Origin of the sequence: Alkalidesulfovibrio alkalitolerans DSM 16529, from assembly GCF_000422245.1 — a bacterium.
Taxonomy (GTDB): Bacteria; Desulfobacterota; Desulfovibrionia; order Desulfovibrionales; family Desulfovibrionaceae; genus Alkalidesulfovibrio; species Alkalidesulfovibrio alkalitolerans.
The window spans coordinates 251688-269441 of sequence record NZ_ATHI01000026.1; the positions used below are offsets into that span (position 1 = coordinate 251688).

Below are 17754 nucleotides of genomic sequence, written 5' to 3' on the forward strand. Positions count from 1 at the left end.
ATCATGGGCCACCGCTTCCTTCCCGACCTTTCCGCGGACGAGATCGCCGCGCGCCAGCTTCAGGGCCTCAAGTGGACCGTGGAGCACGCCTTCGCGGGTTCGCCGCACTACCAGCGGACGTTTCGCGAGGTGGGGCTTCGCCCCGGCGACGTGACCTCCCTCGACGACCTATCGCGGCTGCCCTTCACGAGCGTGGAGGATCTGCGCGAGGGCTACCCGCTGCCGCTGCTCTCCGTGCCCGAGGAACAGGTGGTGCGCATCCACGCCTCGTCGGGCACCACGGGCAAGAGGAAGGTGTTGGCCTACACCCAGAACGACGTGAACACCTGGATGGACATGATGGCCCGCTGCTACGAGCTTGCGGGCTGCACTCCGCTCGATCGCGTGCAGATCTGCGTGGGCTACGGGCTGTGGACGGCCGGGGTGGGCTTTCAGCTCGGCTGCGAGCGGCTTGGAGCCATGGCCCTGCCCGTGGGGCCGGGCATGCTCGACATCCAGGTCCAGATCCTGACCGACCTTGGGGCCACCACGCTGTGCTCCACGGCCTCCATGGCCCTGCTCATGGCCGAGGAGGTCGAGAAGCGCGGCCTGTCTTCGCGCCTGAAGCTCAAGCGTGGCATCTTCGGGGCCGAACCCCACACCCCGAAGATGCGCGAGCGCTTCGAGGCGCTTTTGGGCCTTGAAGACTCCTTCGACATCGTGGGCATGACCGAACTCTACGGTCCGGGCACGGGCCTGGAGTGCCCGGCCCACGACGGCATCCACTACTGGGCCGATTGCTACATCCTCGAAGTGCTCGACCCCGAGACGCTTCGCCCCGTGGCTCCGGGCGAGATCGGCGAGATGGTCGTGACCACGCTCTCCAAGGAAGCCGCGCCCCTGATCCGCTACCGCACGCGCGACCTCACGCGCCTTATCGAGGGCGAGTGCGCCTGCGGAGTCAGGCTGCCGCGTCACGACAAGATCCTCGGCCGCTCCGACGACATGGTCATCGTGCGCGGCGTGAACATCTACCCCGGCCAGGTGGCCGAGGTGCTGGGGCGCTTCCCCGAGCTTTCCAGCGAATACCAGATTGTGCTCACCCGCGTGGACGGCAAGGACTACATGGCCGTGACCGTGGAGCGCGCCGAGGGCGCGACCGGCGGCGGGGACGAGGCGCTGGCCAAGGCCGTGGGCCAAGTCATGCACAAGTCCCTGCTCGTCTCGGCCCAGATCCGCATCGTGGACCACGGCGAGTTGCCCCGGACCTTCGCCAAGTCGCGCCGGGTGCTCGACGAGCGGCAGTAGCGGGCTTTTCGGCCTCAACCCTCGCGGGAGGCGGCGAGAATTCCTGAAAGGGCGCTTGCCAGGGAGTCCTGCGAGAAGGGCTTTTGCAGAAAGGCGGAAAAGCCCGCCGCCAGGGCTTCGTCCTGTTCCCAGGTTTCTATGTGCGCGGACACGGCCAGCAGCGGCAGGTCGCTTGGCCCGGCCAGTCCCGCGCGCACGGCCCTTGCGACATCGACGCCGCTTTGCCTGGGCATGGAGAGGTCGAGGATCGCGGCCGCGAAGCCGCCCTCGCGCAACATCTCCTGCGCTTCCTGGCCGTCTGCGGCGAGCACGGCCTCGTATCCCAGCTTTTCCAGAATACGCTTGACCAGATGGCGATTGACCGGGTTGTCCTCGGCCGCCAGCACGCGCGGCCGCGCGGGCGCGGAAGGAACAGGGACGTCCTCGCCTTCATCGGCCGGAGGCAGGGCCAGCGACAAGGTGAAGGTCGAGCCGCGTCCGGGGACGCTTTCGGCATGCACCTCGCCATCCATGGCCTGGGCCAGACGGCGCGCCAGGGCGAGTCCAAGGCCCATGCCGGAGTGCTGTCGCGTGCGCGTCTCCTCAAGCTGGGTGAAGGGCTCGAAGATGCGTTCCAGATCGTCCGGCGCAATGCCCGGCCCAGTATCGGAGACGGCGAAGGACAGGCGCGTTCGGCCGTCCTTATCGGCGTGGCCCTGCACGCGCAGCCGCACGCCGCCTTGATCCGTGAACTTGACCGCGTTGCCCACGAGATTCACCAGCACCTGGCGGATGCGGCCCGGATCGCCCAGGAACACCTGGGGCAGCCCTTCGTCCACCCCGGCTTCGATCCCAAGCCCCTTGCGCGAGGCCTCCGGCGCGAAGAGTTCCCGGACCCCTGCCACGAGCGGTTCGAGCGCGAACGGCGATGTGGATATCTCCATGCGTCCGGCATCGATGCCGGACAGTTCCAGCACGTCGTTGACCACGGCCAGCAGCGAGCGGCCCGAGGAGAGCACGTATTTTAGGTTCTGGGCCTGCTCCGGATCGAGGTCGCTTTCGAGCGTCATTTCCGTGAAGCCGATGATGCCGTTCAGGGGAGTCTTGATCTCATGGCTCATGGTCGCCAGGAATTCCGACTTGGCCCGGCTGGCCGCAAGCGCTCGCTGCGTGGCCACGGCCAATTCGGAGCGCGCTCTGTCGTGTTTCTCCACCTCGCTGCGCAGGCTGTCCAGCGCCTTTTCGAGGTCGCCCTCGACGCGGCCGATGCGCGCGTTGATGAAGAGCATGAGGAACAAGGCGATGACGAGGCCGGAAAGGCCGAGCGAGACCAAAAAACCCTGCATGGCCGCAAACCGCGCGCTCGTGTCGCGGAGCATGGCCAGTCGGGCCACGGGCTCGCCCCAGTCATCCTTTACCGGCATGGTCACGGCCAGGTAGCGGCGCTCGCCGGTTTCGATCACGAAGGGACTGTTTGCGCCTAAATTTCCGTTCAGGGTTGTGGTCAGCCCTTCGTTCGTGGACGGATCAAGGCGGCGGGCAAGGTCGTCGGGGAAGGCGGGCAAGGTCGATTGGACCACGACCGCGCCGGGCAGGCGGTCCCAGTCGCTGCCGATCTGCGCGCCCTTGCCTTGCAGCCACGAGTCGCGGTCCAGGTGGCGCTTGTCCAGGGTCAGCACGAGTTCCACGTCCAACAGCCTGGCCAGGGCGGGAAGGATGTGCTCGATGTCCTCGCTGATCTCGATGAACCCGATCACATGGCCGTCGAGCGACACGGGGCGGACCACGCGCAGACTGAACGAGCCAAGCGGCCCAAGCTCCAAGCCGTGCGCCTCCTTTTCCGTGGCGCGGGCGTCGCGTAGGGTCTTGCGGTCGATGCGGTCGCCGAAGAGCGAAGGAGAGTGCATCCGCAAGAGCGCCGTGCCCTGCGCGTCGATGAAATACAGATGCGTCACGCGGAAGCGGCTGTTCAGCCGCTCGTAGGCCGGACCCGCGAGCGAGGCCAGTCGTACGCGGTCGCGGGTGGCCAGCGCCGCGATGAGTGGCGGATCGCTGGCCAGGAAATCCATGAAGCCCGAGAAGAGTGCGGCGTCGTGCTCAATGCTTCGGATGATCTCGCGTTCGAGGCGCGCTCCCATGGCGAGCGCTTCGTGCTCGGACTGCGACACCATCAGCCGCCAGAATCCGGCCGTGGCCAGCCCGATGAGCGCGAGGATGCATAGCGCCACCGGCAGGAGCACGGCCTGCTTGATTGAGGGCGCGCGCTCGTTCACGTGGCTGCTCCGTGGCGGCGGGGTCTGGTCGCGCGCGGGCGGCGCGCGGAGCGCAAGACGCGTTCGGGACTCGGCGGCATGCGGTTTCCTGGTCAGGACGAGCGGGACGGAAAGGGATTTTCCGCCCCGCATGGTCTGTTATGACGCTTTAGGCGATGGTCACGGAAGAGTCCAGATAGACATCCTGGATGGCGTGCAGCAGCTTCGCGCCCTCGGCCATGGGCCGCTGGAAGGCCTTGCGGCCCGAGATGAGTCCCATGCCGCCCGCGCGCTTGTTGATGACCGCCGTGCGCACGGCCTCGGCGAAGTCGTTCGCGCCCGATCCGCCGCCGGAGTTGATGAGTCCGCAGCGGCCCATGTAGCAGTTGGCCACTTGGTAGCGGGTCATGTCCACGGGGTGGTCGGTGCACAACTCGCCGTACACGCGGTCGTTGGTATAGGCGAAAGAAAAGCCGATGTTCTTGTAGCCGCCGTTCACCGTGGGGGCCTTCTGCTTGACGATGTCCGCGTGGATGGTGCTGGCGAGGTGGTTGGCCTGGCCCGTGAGATCGGCGGCGGTGTGGTAGTCAACGCCGTCCTTCTTGAAGGCGTTGTTGCGTGTGTAGGCCCACAGAATGGTGGCCATGCCCAGCTCGTGGGCCTCCTGGAAGGCTTCGGCGACCTCCTGCAACTGGCGGTTCGATTCGGGCGCGCCGAAGTAGACCGTCGCGCCCACGGCCACCGCGCCCATGTCGAAGGCTTGGCGGACGCTGGCGAAGGGAATTTGGTCGTGCTTGGCGGGCAGTGTCATGGTTTCGTTGTGGTTGAGCTTCAGGATGAAGGGGATCTTGTGGGCGTATTTTCTGGCCACGCAGGCGAGTACGCCCAGGGTCGAGGCCACGGCGTTGCAGCCGCCCTCGATGGCCAGCTTGACGATGTTCTCGGGGTCGAAATAGGCGGGCTCCGGAGCGAAGGAGGCCGCGGCCGAATGCTCGATGCCCTGGTCCACGGGCAGGATGGAGAGGTAGCCCGTGCCGCGCAGGCGGCCGTGGTCGAAGAGGCTCTGCAGGCTGCGCAGGACGCCCGGCGAGCGGTCGGAGAGCGCCCAGACGCGGTCCACGAAGTCCGGGCCGGGCAGATGCAGGTTCTCCTTGGGGAAGGTGGTGCAGCGGTGGGTGAGCAGGCTTTCGGCTTCAGCGCCGAGCAGCGAGGCGATGTCGGTCATGGGATGCTCCTTTGTTGGGCCGCGCGCGGCGGATGATGACGGAGTTTTATATATCCTACCTGCAAACGGGCCGGATGGGAAAGGCTTTTCAACTTTCACGAGCCCTGCCTGGAAAGTCGGCAGGCCGAAACGGCGAGGCTGGCAAAAGAGCGGGATTGCGGCTAGATTGAAAGGAACGCTTGGCTCGGGCCAGCGGATCATAGCGAGGAGGACGCATGGCCAGGATCATAGTGCTGGACGACGTGCTGGATGCCGGAGTGATGATCAAGCGCATCCTGACGCGCAAGGGTCACGAGGTGGAGGCATTCACCGAGGAGGAGAAAGCCTTGGCCTACGTGGAGAAGAATCATGTGGACATCGCCATCCTCGACATCAAGCTGAAGAAGATGAGCGGGGTGGAGGTGCTCGACGAGCTCAAGCGCCGCTCCCCGGGCACACGGGTCATCATGCTCACCGGCTATCCCACTCTGGAGACGGCGCGCGAGGCCCAGAAGCTCGGAGCCTTCGAGTACTGCGTCAAGCCCATCGACAAGGACGAGCTTGAAGAAAAAGTGGCCATCGCCTTGGAGGAAGGAAGCCGCTGATCGGCCTTCGGGGAACGTTCTGCGCGTCTTTAGGGTCGCACGGTCTTTTGATCCGTTTATCTGCCGGCTGTTCGGCAATGCCCGGTTGAAGGGGGGAGCCTTTTCCGGGTCGGCCGGGCCATGAGGGAGCGCCATGCAGCTAGCCCGCTTCCTGCGCATCTGGGCCGAGCGCCTGTTCACGCCCGAGGCGTCGCTCAGGCGTCGTTACGAGGCCTTTCGACGCCTGTTGGCCCACGACAAGCGCGCCCTGGAGAGCATGACCGAGATCGAGGAGATCCATCACGGTCAGATCGCGGCCGACTGGACCAGGGTCGCGGCCTTGCAGCGCGCTTTTTCCTGGTCCGTGCACGGACTTGTGGATGCCCTGTGCGAGATGCGGCCCGGGGTCTACGAGGCGCTGCGCGAACGTCTCGACGCCATCGAGGCCGAGGTCGCGTCCGTCTTCGCATCGCTTAGAAGTCCCTTGGGGCCGCCCTACATCCTTTCCATGGCCGAGGCGGCCGGGCGGCCGGAGCTTTGCGGCGGCAAGGCCGCCGGACTCGGCCGGATCGCATCCCTTTCCATCCCCGTGCCCGAAGGCTTTGCCGTAACCACGGCGGCCTTCGAACTGTTCCTCGAACGCGGCGGCCTGACCGGCCCCGTGGAGGAAATGCTCTCCCGAGCGCGTCTGGACGATCCCGACGGCCTGGACGAGTTGTGCGCGCTCATGCAGGAGTCCCTTGACGAGGCGGAACTGCCCGATGAGGTCGCGACCGAGGTCGAGTCGGCCGTGGAACGGCTCGCCGAGTCCGGGGCCAGGCTGTTCGCGGTGCGCTCCTCGGCCGTGGGCGAGGACGGCGTGCTGTCCTACGCCGGGCTTTACGATTCGCGTCTGTTTGTGCCGAAGAACGAAGTGGCGCGCGCCCTGCGCGAGGTCTATGCCTCCAAGTACTCGCCGCGTGCCGTGACCTACAGGATACGAAACGGCGTGCCGGACGAGGAGTCTCCCATGGCGGCCTGCGTGCTGCGCATGCTCGATCCGGCCGTCTCGGGCGTGTGCTACACGGCCGACGGCCCCCCAAACGAGCCACATTTCGCGATCTTCGCCGTGTCCGGGGTGGGCGAGAAGCTCGTGGACGGGTCGGCCGATCCCGCGGTCTGGCATTTGGAGCGCGAGGCGGGCGCGGTACAAAAGCGTCCCGAAGAAGGGGCCTTGCTCGACGATTCGCATCTGCGCGACCTCTTCGCCTGGGGCATGGCCCTGGAAAAGGACGCGGGCGTGGCGCAGGACATCGAATGGTGCCTGGATGCTTCGGGCGGTCTTTACGTGGTTCAGGCGAGGCCGTTTCGGCGCGAGGAGGCCGCGCCCTGCGATCCGAGAGTCGAGACCTGCCCCGGCATCGCCAATCCGGTGCTCCTTTCGGGCGCGCTGACCGCCTCTGGCGGCGTGGCAGTGGGCCGGGTCCATTTTCCCTCGCACGGCGACGACGGCCGCGACATTCCGGCCGGAGCAGTGGTCGTCTGCCGTACGCTTTCGCCCCGCCTCGTCTCGGCCATGGGCCGCCTCACGGCCGTGGTCTCGCCCGCCGGGAGCCGGGCCGGGCACTTCGCCTCCGTGGCGCGTGAGCACGGAGTGCCGGTGCTCGTGGGCGCGAAAGACGTCATGAGCGCGCTCTCGCCCGGCAGGGTGGTGACCGTGGATGCGGACGCGGGCGTGGTCTACGAGGGCGTGGTCGAGGAACTGCGCGAGCGCGCCCGGCGAGAGCGCGCGAGGCCTCCCACGCGTCTTGGCGAACGGCTGGCCCCGGTCATGCCGTCGCTTGCGCGCCTCACGCTGCTCGACCCCGAATCCCCGAGTTTTTCGCCCGAAAACTGCGAGAGCCTGCACGACATCGTGCGCTTTTGCCACGAAAAGGGCGTGGCCGAGATGTTCAGTCTCTCGGAGGGCGGACGCGGTCTTGGCGGCGCACGGCCCCTGGCCACGAGCCTGCCGCTCTCGTTCTACGTGCTCGATCTGGACGGCGGCGTGAATTGGGACCTAGCCGACGCCTCGGTGCCTGCCGAGGCGCTTCTCTCCGCACCCATGCACGCTCTGTGGGAAGGGTTGACCGATCCCTCCGTGACCTGGAGCGAGGGGCTCAAGCACCTCGACTGGGAACACTTCGACCGGGTCGCGGGCGGGGTTATAAGCCTCTCGGACAAGAACCTGTCGAGTTTCGCGCTGCTGGCGCGCGACTACTGTCATGCCATGATCCGCTTCGGCTACCACTTTGCCGTGGTGGACGCCCTGAGCGGAGAGCGCGACGAGGCCAATTATGTCTCTTTCCGCTTCAAGGGTGGCGGCGCGGATTTCGACCGCCGTCTGCTGCGCCTGGAATTCCTGCGCGAGGTGCTGGCCCGCCAGGGGTTTGCGATCAAGACCAGGGGCGACCTGATCGACGCCGTGTTCTCGCGGCGTCCGGCCGCCGAGACGCTTGGCGCCCTGCGCCTGCTCGGCGTTCTTCTGGGGAAGACGAGGCTTATGGACATGGCGCTTGGCGACGCGGCCCAGGCCCAGGCCCTGGCTGAGGAATTTCTTGCCCTGCATGCCGGGAATGGTCCCTCGTCCCCCTCCACATTCGATCAAAAGATGGTATAGGATCGAAAAAGGAAGGATCCATTGATGTTTTCGATTTCACAGGCCGTTCAAAAAAATCCAGATGCGCGGCGCAAGCAAGGTTCAGGGTCGGCGAGCGGCAACGTTACGCGAGAGTTTGAGCGTTTTGCGGCACCGAGGCAGCTTGGATTTTTGGGGTGGCCTGAAAAAGGAGAAACCATATGAAGCGGATATGTTTCATCATCTTGGTCGTGGGTTTTGCGACCTTCGGGATTGGAGCCTGCGGCAAGCCGCCGCCCATGACGCTTTCGGACTTCCGCTGGGAATGCAACATGGCGGGCCGCACCGGCGGCACGCAGTTGCGGGACGGGTCCGACGGCGGCCCCACCGGCTGCGACCCCTTTGCCCAGGCGGAGATCTGCCGCGGATATTCCAGCCGCATCGAGGCCTTCAGCGGCACCCTCGACGAATGTCTGCAAATGTGCCGCGACGCGTCAGCGGAAATGTACTCGCAGCAGGTCTACCACTGGACCTGCCAGGAAGTTGCCAATCAGGTCGCGACGACCTGCACGCTGTACTGCCGCCGCAACTACCAATAAACGGCCGACAGCCAGGCATTGGGCGGGACGTCTGTTTCGGACCGGTCGGGCGTGCTTGCGGGCCGCCCGGAAAGGGCCTAGCATGCGTTCCGGCAGCCTCGTAAACCGCGATCTCCGGTTCACGTCACGGCCGCACATCGAACGCGAGGACATCCTGATGACAGTGAAGATCAAGGCCCAGGGCCTGCGCGACTGGGGCATTCCCTTCGGCGACTATCTCGTCGTTGCAGGGCCGTGCAGCGCCGAAACCGAGGATCAGGTGCACGCCACCGTGGCCGAACTGGCCAAACAGCCCGTGAACATGCTGCGCGCGGGCATCTGGAAGCCGCGCACCCGCCCTGGCTGCTTCGAGGGCGTTGGCGAGCCCGGACTTTACTGGCTCAAGGACGCGGGCCGGGCCGCCGGGCTGCCCGTGACCACGGAAGTGGCCACCACCCAGCACGTGGAACAGGCGCTCAAGGCTGGCATCGACGTGCTGTGGATCGGCGCGCGGACCACGGTGAACCCCTTCTCCGTGCAGCCCATCGCCGATGCGCTCAAGGGCGTGGACATCCCGGTGATGGTCAAGAATCCCATCAACCCGGACATCGAGCTCTGGCTCGGGGCCCTGGAGCGGCTGAACGCGGCGGGAGTGAGCAAGCTCGTCGCCATCCACCGGGGCTTCACGGCCTACAAGAAGTCGCGTTTCCGCAACAAGCCCAACTGGAAGATTCCCATCGAACTCAGGCGGCGGGTGCCCAGCCTGCCCATCATCTGCGATCCCTCGCACATCGCGGGCACGCGCAAGCTCGTGCCCGAGGTTTCGCAGACCGCGCTGGATCTGACTTTCGACGGATTGATGGTCGAGTCGCACATCGACCCGGACGTGGCACTCTCCGACGCCAAACAGCAGCTCAAGCCAGCCGAACTCGGCCGGATGCTGGCCGGGCTCATGCCCATGCGCTCGACCCCGTCTGAGGACGAACTGGCCTATATCCAGGGGCTTCGCAACATCATCGACCAACTCGACACGACGCTCATCGGCCTGCTCAAGCAGCGCATGGACATCGCCACGGAGATCGGCCGCTTCAAGCGCAAGACGCGGCTGACCCTGTTCCAGCCCAAGCGCTGGAAGGAGACGCTCACGACGCGCATCAGGAAGGGCAAGGATCTGGGACTGGACGAGGAGTTTTTGCTGCGCGTCTATCAGTATATCCACGAGGAATCCATCCGCCACCAGGAAGAAGGGGCCAAGGACTAGCCCTATGCGACGCATCAGGGTTTCGCTTCGCAAGGAGGTGGACGCCTCCTACGACATTGTGGTCGAGGCGGGGCTCATGGATCGCCTGGCAAAGGAGCTTTCGGGCCTCGTTTCGGGCGGGCGCTGCGCCGTGGTCTGCGACTTCACCACGCGCGAGTTGTTCGTCCCGGCGCTGCTCGATCGCGCCGAGGATGCAGGGCTCTCCTGCGACGTGCTGGACGTGCCGCCGGGCGAAGCCAGCAAGTCGCTGGCCGTGTTCGAGGGGCTGCTTGGCCGCCTGCGCGACCTGCGCTATACGCGCAAGGATTTCGTGCTGGCCCTGGGCGGCGGCATGGTCGGCGACCTGGCCGGGTTCACGGCCGGATGCTACATGCGCGGCCTGCCCGTGGTCCAGGCGCCCACCACGCTGCTCTCCCAGGTGGATTCGAGCGTGGGCGGCAAGGTGGCCGTGAACCTACCCGGCGCCAAGAACTACGTCGGGCTCTTCCACCAGCCGAAAAAAGTCCTCATCGACGTGCGCACCTTGCAAAGCCTTCCCCGGCGCGAGCTTTTGAGCGGTCTGGCCGAGGTGATCAAGCACGCGGTCATCGCCGACGCCGGGTTCTTCGAGTTCCTGGAGCAAGGCCGGGAGGCGCTCTTGACCCTGGACGAGGAGGCCGTGGTCCGGACCGTGGCCACCTGCTGCGCCATCAAGGCGGGCATCGTGGAGCGCGACGAGCGCGAGGCCGGGCCGCGCATGGTCCTCAATTACGGCCACACGATCGGCCACGCCATCGAGGACGCGGCCGGATACGCCCTGACGCACGGCGAGTGCGTGGCCTACGGCATGCGAGCGGAGGCCAGGATAGCGAATGCCCTGGGACTTTTTCCGGAAAGCGATCTGGCCCGCCAGGAGCGCCTTCTGGACGGCTACGGGTTGGCGCTCGATCCGCTGGACATGGACCCGGAGCGGCTGATCGACCTGGCGCATGGCGACAAGAAAAACGCGGGCGGCCGCATCACCTTCATCCTGCCCACGGCCATCGGCCAGACGACCCGGCGCGACGACGTGCCCCTCGACCTCGTGCGCGAGGTTTTGGAGGCCACGCTCGCCCGCGCCTGACAGGCCGTTGAAAAGAAGCCCTCTGCCGCGCTGCCGAAAAAATTCAAGGCCGACGTGCACGCCGTGTCACGTCGGACTTTGCGCTTTTTTCGCGCCGTGCATCCGCCACGTTTTGAACAGGTTTGCGGGGCGGCGGTTTGCAATGCCTTTTCAGGCGCGGTAGCCGTTGCGGTGGATCTTGGCCTCGTCGTAGCGGTCGCGGTGCTTGGGTCGTTGTCCGGGCCTGCCGATGACCACGAAGCCCAGCGGGATGATGTGGTGCGGCAGGGACAAAAGCTTCTTGAAGCCCAGCACCCTGTCGGGCATGGGGTAGACGCCGGTCCAGACCGCGCCGTAGCCAAGCCCGTGGGCCGCGAGCAGGAGGTTCTGGATGGCCGCGGAGCAGTCCTGCACCCAGTAGCCGGGGTACTTCTCCTGCGAGAGGTCGCCACAGACCAGCACACCGAGCGGGGCCTGCTTGGCCATGGCCGCGTAGGGGCTGAATTCGGGCACGGCGTCCAGGATGGCGCGGTCGTCCACGACCACGAACTGCCAGGGCTGGGCGTTGCCTGCGCTTGGGGCCATCATGGCCGCGCGCAACATCTCCTCCAAATCCTCGGGCGTCACCTCGCCGGGCGCGAAGGCCCGGATGCTTCGCCGCGTGAGCATGGCTTCGAAAACGTCCATGGTTTCTCCTCGCTGATTTTTCAACCGAACCTGATCTCGGCCCGGGCCGTCTCCGCGTCCAGGGGTTTGACCGTGATCCGGGCGCGGGTCTTAAAGTGCGCCGCCATGCCGTTCAGGATGCCCTCGAAGTAGTCGAACAGGCCGCGCGCGGAGCGGTAGTTCATGAACAGGACGTCGCCCTTGTCCTCGAAGGTGAAGCGCGGCGGAAGCACGCCGGGCATGTCGCGCGTGACCTGGGCGTGGGTTTCGTTCATGGCGAGCAGGAAATCCTTGAACGAGTCGGTCTTGAAGTATTTGCGATAATACTTGGCGAACTGGGCCGGGGTGTGGAAGCCCAGTTCGTAGAGCAGCTTTTTCATAGGCTGGCCCGAGTGGCGCGCCGCGCTCTCTGCCATCTGCCGGATGATGTCGCCGGGATAGCTCTCCTGGGGCAGGAACACGGGCTCGCCCAGATCCTTGTGCACGGCCGCGTAAACCTTCTCGCCCAGCGCCTGGCGCAGGTGCTCCTGCATGAGCTTGGGCAGGATGCCCTTCATCAGCCCGCCCTTGCCGCTGGCGGCAGGGCGCGGGGTCTCGCCCCGCGCCGTCTGTCCGCCGATGCGCCGCGAAAGGGCCAGAAGCTCCTGGGAGTAGCGGGCCAGATCCTTGGTCGCCTGAGCCTGCTGGTCCGCGCCTTCGTAGGCGTCGCGGGCGATCTCGGCCATCTCGCCGGTGCTGGCCTTGATCTCCTCGGCGGCGGCCGCCTGGGCCTCCGAGGCCGAGGCGATCTGCCGCACGCGGCTTGCGGCCCGCTCCACCAATTCCTTGATGTGCTCCAGCGATTCTCCGACTTGGTTCGAGATGTCCGTGCTCTCGGCCACGCGTCCGGCCGTCTGCTCCATGGAGGACACGGCCTGCGAGGAGCCGGCCTGGATCTCGCGCACGGCCTGGGCCACTTCCTTGGTTGCGGTCATGGTTTTTTCGGCAAGCTTGCGCACCTCGTCCGCGACCACGGCAAAACCACGGCCAGCGTCGCCTGCCCGCGCGGCCTCGATGGCGGCGTTGAGGGCCAGGAGGTTGGTCTGGTCCGCGATGTCGTTGATCACGCCGATGACGTCGCCGATGCGGCCCGCCCGCTCGTCCAGGGCGCGCAACACGTCGGCCAGTTTGCGCGCGGATTCGGCCACGGCGTTGATGCCCGAGAGCGAGCGCTGCACCAGTTCCACGCCGGAAAATGCCGCCTCCCTGGCTTCTTCCGTGGCGTCCGAGGCCCCGGAGGCGTTGGCCGCCACGTCGAAAATGGAGGCCGAGACCGTCTCGGCGCTGGCGGCCACGGCGTCGGTTTGCTCTTTTTGACGGCGAGAGTTTCCGGCCTGTTCCTCGGCCGAGGCGCTCATCAACTCCGAAGCCGAAGCGAGTTGCTGGGCCAGTTGCACGATGGATCCTGCGGCCTCGGCAAATTCCTTGGCCCGGGCCTCGGCTTCCGCCACGGCCGCCAGCGCCTTGGAGCGGTCCTCGAGGACGAGCAGGAAATGGCCTTCCTCGCCCGGCAGGGGCAGGGCGGTGGCCGTCACCGGACGTGAACCGAGCGTTCCCTCGCGCGGCGCGCGCGCCTGGGCGAAGAGCCCTGCCAGGTCGCCGCCATCGAGGCGCAGAGTGTCCTTGAGGGAGCGTGAACCGGCTTGTGGAGCCAGGGCCTCGAATCCTCGGCTCACGAGGCGCGGCGCGTAATCGGGGCCGAAGAGCCCGAGCGGCAGGGGGCTCTCGCCAAGAGCCGACTGAAGTCCCTTGAGCTTGGCCTCGGCCAGGGCGGCGGCCGACTGGGCGGAGGCCGCCGTCTCGTCCACAAGGGCCGCGCGCCGGGAGGCGGACAGGCCGATGAAGACCGCGCCCGCAAGGGCGAGAACCGCGAGCGAGACGGCCAGCCACAGGGAGGGCAGGGTCTGGGCCGCGAGGATGGATGCGGCCGCAAATATTCCCAAGGCGATAACGGGCAGGGCGCTTGGTTGGACGTCGCGGGACATGGTTCTCCCCCTGGGCGTGATGTGCATCGTTTCGTGCGTGTCGGGTCCGCTCCGGCCCCTCGACCGGGGGCGGAAGCGGCGAAGTCCCGCCTAGATCGCGCGGGCCAGGGCCACGGCCCAGGTTTCGACCAGATTCTTGGACTTGGCCGGGTCGCGGTCGATCTTCAGGGGCTCGGCGATGATGGTCGCGCCCCGCTGCCGGACGCGCTCGGCCACGAAGTCCACGGCCTTGGCGAAACGGTCGTAGCCGGTGTCGCCGCAGCCGAAGACCGCGACGCGGCGGCCAGCGAGATCGACCCCGGCCAAGTCGGCGTAGAAGCGCTTGAAGTCCTCACAGACCTCCTCGTCGATGGCTCCCCAGGTGGAAACCCCGAGCAGCAGCGCGTCGTAGGGCTCGCCGAGGATTTCGACTCCGGTTTCGGTCACGTCGAGCACGCGGACTTCATGCCCGCCTTCGACCATGTTCGCGGCGATCATCTCCGCCGCGCGTCTGGTGTTGCCTGTTTCGCTGCCGTAGATGATGAGCGCCTGAGCCATGACCGCCTCCTTCAGGGTTGCTGAGCGACGTTTTCGAGCGGGATGATTCTCAGCCTTGCCTCGATGTCTTCGGGGCATAGCGTGTAGAGCGCGTCGAGGAAATTGAGTTGCATGGAGCCAGGCCCCTGCGAGATGGCGGCGGCGAGCTCGCCGCACACGCCCATGACGGCCATGGCGTGGCCCGCGGCCGCAAGTCCCGAGGTGTTGACGGCCGCAAACGCTCCGATCAGGGCCGACGCCGTGCAGCCCATGCCCGTGACCCTGGGCATGAGCGCGTCGCCGTTCTCGATGCGCAGGCCTCGCAGGCCGTCGGTGACGTAGTCCACCGCGCCCGAGACCACGACTACGCAGGCGAAGCGGCTGGCCAGCGCCGTGGCGGCGTTCAGGGCCGCCGCGCTTTCATGGGCGCTGTCCACGCCCTTGGTGCGGCCCTCGGCCACAAGGCCGCAGGTCGCCTGGGCTAGGGCCAGTATCTCGGACGCGTTGCCGCGCACGATGCCCGGCGCGACCTCAGTCAGAAGGGCCGCGCAGGTGTCGGTGCGAAGGCTCGTCGCGCCCGCGCCCACGGGATCGAGGATCACGGGGACGCCGTGTTCCCTGGCCGCGAGGCCGGCCCGGCGCATGCCCTCGATCCAGCCAGGCGAGAGGGTACCGATGTTGATGACCAGCGCCTTGACGATGGCCGCGAGCTCGTCCATCTCCTCCAGGGCATGGGCCATGACCGGCGAGGCGCCGATGGAGAGCAGCGCGTTGGCCGTGGTGTTCATGACCACGTAGTTGGTTATGTTGTGGACCAGGGGGGCGCTTTGGCGGATGCGCTCCACGTCCTTCCAGACTGTGCGTGCGTCGATCATGCAAGGCTCCTTTGCGAGGCGGCGGGTCCGCCTGCGCGATGAGTAGCGCAATGCGAGGCCGCCCGGCAAGAAGCGCGGGGAAAAAATATCATGGCCCCGCCACGTGGTGGCGTGTACCGGAAGAGAGCGCCATCGCCTCGGACGGTCCGGAATTTGACTTTGCCACCTGGAAAAGGCAGATACGATGCAGTATCCAAGTCGAACCGTCAGGGCGTGGGTCTGGACGGAGCGATGTTCTTGACACCGGTTTAAACGGATGTTTAGGTGCTCCGCGTGGCGGCTTGGGCCGCTGCGGCAGCAAATGCACGTGTGGGAGGGGTTGTCGTGCAAGACGAGCCTTTTTGTGGCTCGGTGCCGCGTCAGGCAGCCATGGGGAACACGGATGATGGTCAGCGCGCCACTTGAGTGGCTGGGCCGAAGGGCCCTCTCTTTTCTGCTCGAATCCGGGCGCTACGCCTGCTTTTCCGCGCGCGCCGCGGCCCTTGCGTTACGGCCGCCGTTTCAGCCCGTCAGGGTGGTGGAGCAGGTTTATTTCATCGGTGTGCGCTCCATGTCCGTCATCCTGCTCATAGGTCTCTTCACGGGCATGGTCCTCGGCCTTCAAGGGTATTACGCGCTGGTCAAGTTCGGCTCCGAAGGCATGCTTGGCGCGGCCGTGGCGTTGTCGCTGATTCGCGAGTTGGGTCCTGTGCTCACGGCCATCATGGTCATCGGCCGCGCGGGTTCGGCCATGACCGCCGAGATCGGCGTGATGCGCATCTCCGAGCAGATTGACGCACTGGACACCATGGACATCAATCCCGTGCGCTACCTGGTCAGTCCCAAGGTGGCCGGAGCAGTCATAAGCTTTCCCCTGCTCACGGCCTTCTTCGACGTCATGGGCATCATCGGCGGCTACCTCACGGGCGTGGTCATGCTCGGGGTGAACGCGGGCGTCTATTGGTACCGCATTGAGACGGCCGTGGAGATGGCCGACGTCACGGGCGGCTTCGTCAAGTCGCTGGTCTTCGCGCTCATCGTGGCCACCATGTGCTGCTACCAGGGCTATTACACCCACCTGCGCAGGCAGGGTTTCGGCGCGGTGGGCGTCTCACTCTCCACGACCACGGCCGTGGTCATTTCCTGCGTCATGGTGCTCATCAGCGATTACGTCATAACCTCTTTCTTCATGTAAGCCATGGCCGAATCGCTCATTCAATTCAAGAACCTGCGCAAGCGCTTCGGCGACAACGTGGTGCTAGACGGCGTGGATCTCGAATTCTTTGAGGGCCAGGTCACGACCATCATCGGCAAGTCCGGCGCGGGCAAGAGCGTGATGATCAAGCACATCGTGGGTCTTCTGGCCCCCGATTCGGGCGAGATTTTGGTGCGCGGGCGCCCTCTTTCGACCATGGACCGCGAGGAGCGGCGGGCCTTCAAGAGCCGCGTGAGCTACATGTTCCAGAGCAACGCACTGTTCGACTCCATGAACGTCTTCGACAACGTGGCCCTGCCCCTTCGGGAGCGCCGCAAGACGCCCGAGGCCAAGATCCGAGAGAAGGTCATGGGGCTGCTCGACATCCTGGAGCTTCCGGCCGCAGCCGACCGCTATCCCTCGCAGCTTTCCGGCGGTATGCAAAAGCGTGTAGCCTTGGCCAGGGCCCTGGTCAGCGATCCCGAGATCGTGCTCTTCGACGAGCCCACCACAGGCCTCGACCCCCTGCGCAAGAACTCGGTGCTGGCCATGGTCGGCCACTACCAGCGCCGTTTCGGATTCACGGCCATCATGGTCAGCCACGATGTGCCCGACGTCTTCTATATCTCGAACCGCATCGCCATCCTGGACAAGGGCAAGATTCTCTTCCAGGGCAGTCCAGTGGAACTCGAACGCTCGGGCAACGAGGTGGCCGCGGAATTTTTGGCCAGCCTCGAGAACCTCGAGAACGACCTCGTGGGCCTTGTGGGTCCGCACGCCCTTTCCGTCGCGCTGGCGGAAGAGGGCGGGCAGAGCCGTCCGGCCGCGCTTTTGTCCCTGGCCGACGTGGCTGAATTGCGCTCAGGGATAGGCGACTTGGCAACGCACCGGGTGCTCGACGCCCTGGCCGGGCTGGCCCGGGCCAAGGGTGGGGAGGGCGCGCTGCTCGGCCGCACGGGGCCCGGAGAGATTTTGTGCGTTCTGCCGACGGGAGGCGATGCATCCCGCTTTCTCGACGCGGTGGGCGCGGCGCTGGGCAACGGCGAGGCTGTCTGCCGTTTCGGAGCCGAGGGCCTGTTTGCGAGTCCCGGCGTGCTCGGCGCGCCAGCGGACATATCCAAGGGATGCATTGAGGCCGCCGTCGCGGCGCGTGCCTCGGTTCATGAATTGGGCCGCATGCGATGCGGCGACGGGGAGTCATGAGTATGAGCGGCAACAGGGTGAAACTGGAATTGGCGGTGGGCGTCTTTGTCTTCATCTGCCTTTTGAGCGTGGGTTATCTGACCATCAAGCTCGGCAAGATGGAATTGGTCGGCGGGGACAACTATCCCCTGGAGGCCAAGTTCACCTCGGTCACGGGCCTTCGCGCGGGCAGTTCGGTGGAAGTCGCGGGCGTGCCCATCGGGCGCGTGGGCTCCATCAGTCTCGACCCGCAGGACATGGCCGCCGTGGTCACCCTGCGCATCGCCAACAGCGTGCGCCTGTCGGATGATTCCATTGCCAGCATCAAAACTTCCGGCCTCATCGGCGACAAGTTCGTCGAGATTTCGCCGGGTGGTTCGGGCGACTTTCTGGCTGCGGGCGGACGAATCGTGGATACGCAATCCGCTGTGGACATCGAAGGGCTGATCAGTAAATATGCGTTCGGTAACGTCGAAAAGTAGCAGGGGGAGCATC

The 17754-nt window shown here is 66.1% G+C and carries 15 protein-coding genes; 9 read left to right on the forward strand and 6 right to left on the reverse strand.

Translation table 11 applies throughout. From position 1 onward, the window contains the following. Positions 1-3: 3 nt before the first annotated feature. Positions 4-1287, forward strand: a complete 1284-nt coding sequence (locus tag DSAT_RS08655; protein WP_020887119.1) for a phenylacetate--CoA ligase family protein — start codon at positions 4-6, stop codon at positions 1285-1287. A gap of 14 nt (positions 1288-1301) precedes the next feature. Here DSAT_RS08655 and DSAT_RS14875 read toward each other — a convergent pair whose 3' ends face one another. Both DSAT_RS14875 and DSAT_RS08665 read right to left on the reverse strand, forming a co-directional pair. Further along, a complete protein-coding gene (locus tag DSAT_RS14875) occupies positions 1302-3539 on the reverse strand; it encodes an ATP-binding protein (RefSeq protein ID WP_020887120.1) in 2238 nt (745 codons plus the stop codon). A gap of 148 nt (positions 3540-3687) precedes the next feature. Then, positions 3688-4743: a class I fructose-bisphosphate aldolase gene (locus DSAT_RS08665; protein WP_020887121.1), complete on the reverse strand. Its 1056-nt coding sequence runs from the start codon at positions 4741-4743 to the stop codon at positions 3688-3690. A 215-nt stretch (positions 4744-4958) separates the two neighbouring features. Here DSAT_RS08665 and DSAT_RS08670 point away from each other — a divergent pair, with 215 nt between their 5' ends. The 5 genes from DSAT_RS08670 to aroB all read left to right on the forward strand — a co-directional run bounded on the left by DSAT_RS08670 (position 4959) and on the right by aroB (position 10843). Beyond that, a complete protein-coding gene (locus tag DSAT_RS08670; RefSeq protein ID WP_020887122.1) occupies positions 4959-5327 on the forward strand; it encodes a response regulator in 369 nt (122 codons plus the stop codon). Positions 5328-5460: 133 nt separating this feature from the next. Next, positions 5461-7944 carry a PEP/pyruvate-binding domain-containing protein gene (locus DSAT_RS08675; protein ID WP_020887123.1) on the forward strand — a complete coding sequence of 828 codons (2484 nt, stop codon included), beginning with the start codon at positions 5461-5463 and terminating at the stop codon, positions 7942-7944. 179 nt (positions 7945-8123) lie between these two features. Then, positions 8124-8501 carry a hypothetical protein gene (locus DSAT_RS08680; RefSeq protein WP_020887124.1) on the forward strand — a complete coding sequence of 126 codons (378 nt, stop codon included), beginning with the start codon at positions 8124-8126 and terminating at the stop codon, positions 8499-8501. An 82-nt stretch (positions 8502-8583) separates the two neighbouring features. Next, positions 8584-9741, forward strand: coding sequence for a bifunctional 3-deoxy-7-phosphoheptulonate synthase/chorismate mutase type II (locus tag DSAT_RS08685; protein ID WP_020887125.1), 1158 nt, complete (start codon positions 8584-8586; stop codon positions 9739-9741). A 4-nt stretch (positions 9742-9745) separates the two neighbouring features. After that, positions 9746-10843 (forward strand): 3-dehydroquinate synthase, encoded by a 1098-nt coding sequence (gene aroB, locus DSAT_RS08690; protein ID WP_020887126.1) that lies wholly within the window; start codon positions 9746-9748, stop codon positions 10841-10843. Positions 10844-10993: 150 nt separating this feature from the next. Here aroB and DSAT_RS08695 read toward each other — a convergent pair whose 3' ends face one another. The 4 genes from DSAT_RS08695 to thiM form a co-directional block, all read right to left on the reverse strand. After that, complete coding sequence (locus DSAT_RS08695; protein WP_020887127.1) at positions 10994-11509, reverse strand: nitroreductase family protein; 516 nt, start codon at positions 11507-11509, stop codon at positions 10994-10996. A 20-nt stretch (positions 11510-11529) separates the two neighbouring features. After that, positions 11530-13512 carry a methyl-accepting chemotaxis protein gene (locus tag DSAT_RS15885; protein WP_020887128.1) on the reverse strand — a complete coding sequence of 661 codons (1983 nt, stop codon included), beginning with the start codon at positions 13510-13512 and terminating at the stop codon, positions 11530-11532. Between the two features lie 90 nt (positions 13513-13602). After that, complete coding sequence (locus DSAT_RS08705; protein WP_020887129.1) at positions 13603-14049, reverse strand: flavodoxin domain-containing protein; 447 nt, start codon at positions 14047-14049, stop codon at positions 13603-13605. An 11-nt stretch (positions 14050-14060) separates the two neighbouring features. Continuing rightward, positions 14061-14903, reverse strand: a complete 843-nt coding sequence (gene thiM / locus DSAT_RS08710; RefSeq protein WP_020887130.1) for a hydroxyethylthiazole kinase — start codon at positions 14901-14903, stop codon at positions 14061-14063. A gap of 385 nt (positions 14904-15288) precedes the next feature. Here thiM and DSAT_RS08715 point away from each other — a divergent pair, with 385 nt between their 5' ends. From DSAT_RS08715 to mlaD, 3 genes are read left to right on the forward strand one after another with little or no spacing between them, the layout of a single operon-like run. Further along, a complete protein-coding gene (locus DSAT_RS08715) occupies positions 15289-16077 on the forward strand; it encodes an MlaE family ABC transporter permease (protein ID WP_020887131.1) in 789 nt (262 codons plus the stop codon). A gap of 3 nt (positions 16078-16080) precedes the next feature. Continuing rightward, positions 16081-17280, forward strand: coding sequence for an ABC transporter ATP-binding protein (locus DSAT_RS08720; protein ID WP_020887132.1), 1200 nt, complete (start codon positions 16081-16083; stop codon positions 17278-17280). Between the two features lie 2 nt (positions 17281-17282). After that, a complete protein-coding gene (gene mlaD / locus DSAT_RS08725) occupies positions 17283-17741 on the forward strand; it encodes an outer membrane lipid asymmetry maintenance protein MlaD (protein ID WP_020887133.1) in 459 nt (152 codons plus the stop codon). Positions 17742-17754: the final 13 nt, after the last annotated feature.

Bases quoted from the DNA above. Each gene is read 5' to 3' on its own strand.
- DSAT_RS08655 (WP_020887119.1), top strand. From the start codon at position 4: ATGGGCCACCGCTTCCTTCCCGACCTTTCCGCGGACGAGATCGCCGCG.
- DSAT_RS08665 (WP_020887121.1), bottom strand. From the start codon at position 4,743: ATGACCGACATCGCCTCGCTGCTCGGCGCTGAAGCCGAAAGCCTGCTC.
- DSAT_RS08670 (WP_020887122.1), top strand. From the start codon at position 4,959: ATGGCCAGGATCATAGTGCTGGACGACGTGCTGGATGCCGGAGTGATG.
- DSAT_RS08675 (WP_020887123.1), top strand. From the start codon at position 5,461: ATGCAGCTAGCCCGCTTCCTGCGCATCTGGGCCGAGCGCCTGTTCACG.
- DSAT_RS08680 (WP_020887124.1), top strand. From the start codon at position 8,124: ATGAAGCGGATATGTTTCATCATCTTGGTCGTGGGTTTTGCGACCTTC.
- DSAT_RS08685 (WP_020887125.1), top strand. From the start codon at position 8,584: ATGCGTTCCGGCAGCCTCGTAAACCGCGATCTCCGGTTCACGTCACGG.
- aroB (WP_020887126.1), top strand. From the start codon at position 9,746: ATGCGACGCATCAGGGTTTCGCTTCGCAAGGAGGTGGACGCCTCCTAC.
- DSAT_RS08695 (WP_020887127.1), bottom strand. From the start codon at position 11,509: ATGGACGTTTTCGAAGCCATGCTCACGCGGCGAAGCATCCGGGCCTTC.
- DSAT_RS15885 (WP_020887128.1), bottom strand. From the start codon at position 13,512: ATGTCCCGCGACGTCCAACCAAGCGCCCTGCCCGTTATCGCCTTGGGA.
- DSAT_RS08705 (WP_020887129.1), bottom strand. From the start codon at position 14,049: ATGGCTCAGGCGCTCATCATCTACGGCAGCGAAACAGGCAACACCAGA.
- thiM (WP_020887130.1), bottom strand. From the start codon at position 14,903: ATGATCGACGCACGCACAGTCTGGAAGGACGTGGAGCGCATCCGCCAA.
- DSAT_RS08715 (WP_020887131.1), top strand. From the start codon at position 15,289: ATGGTCAGCGCGCCACTTGAGTGGCTGGGCCGAAGGGCCCTCTCTTTT.
- DSAT_RS08720 (WP_020887132.1), top strand. From the start codon at position 16,081: ATGGCCGAATCGCTCATTCAATTCAAGAACCTGCGCAAGCGCTTCGGC.
- mlaD (WP_020887133.1), top strand. From the start codon at position 17,283: ATGAGCGGCAACAGGGTGAAACTGGAATTGGCGGTGGGCGTCTTTGTC.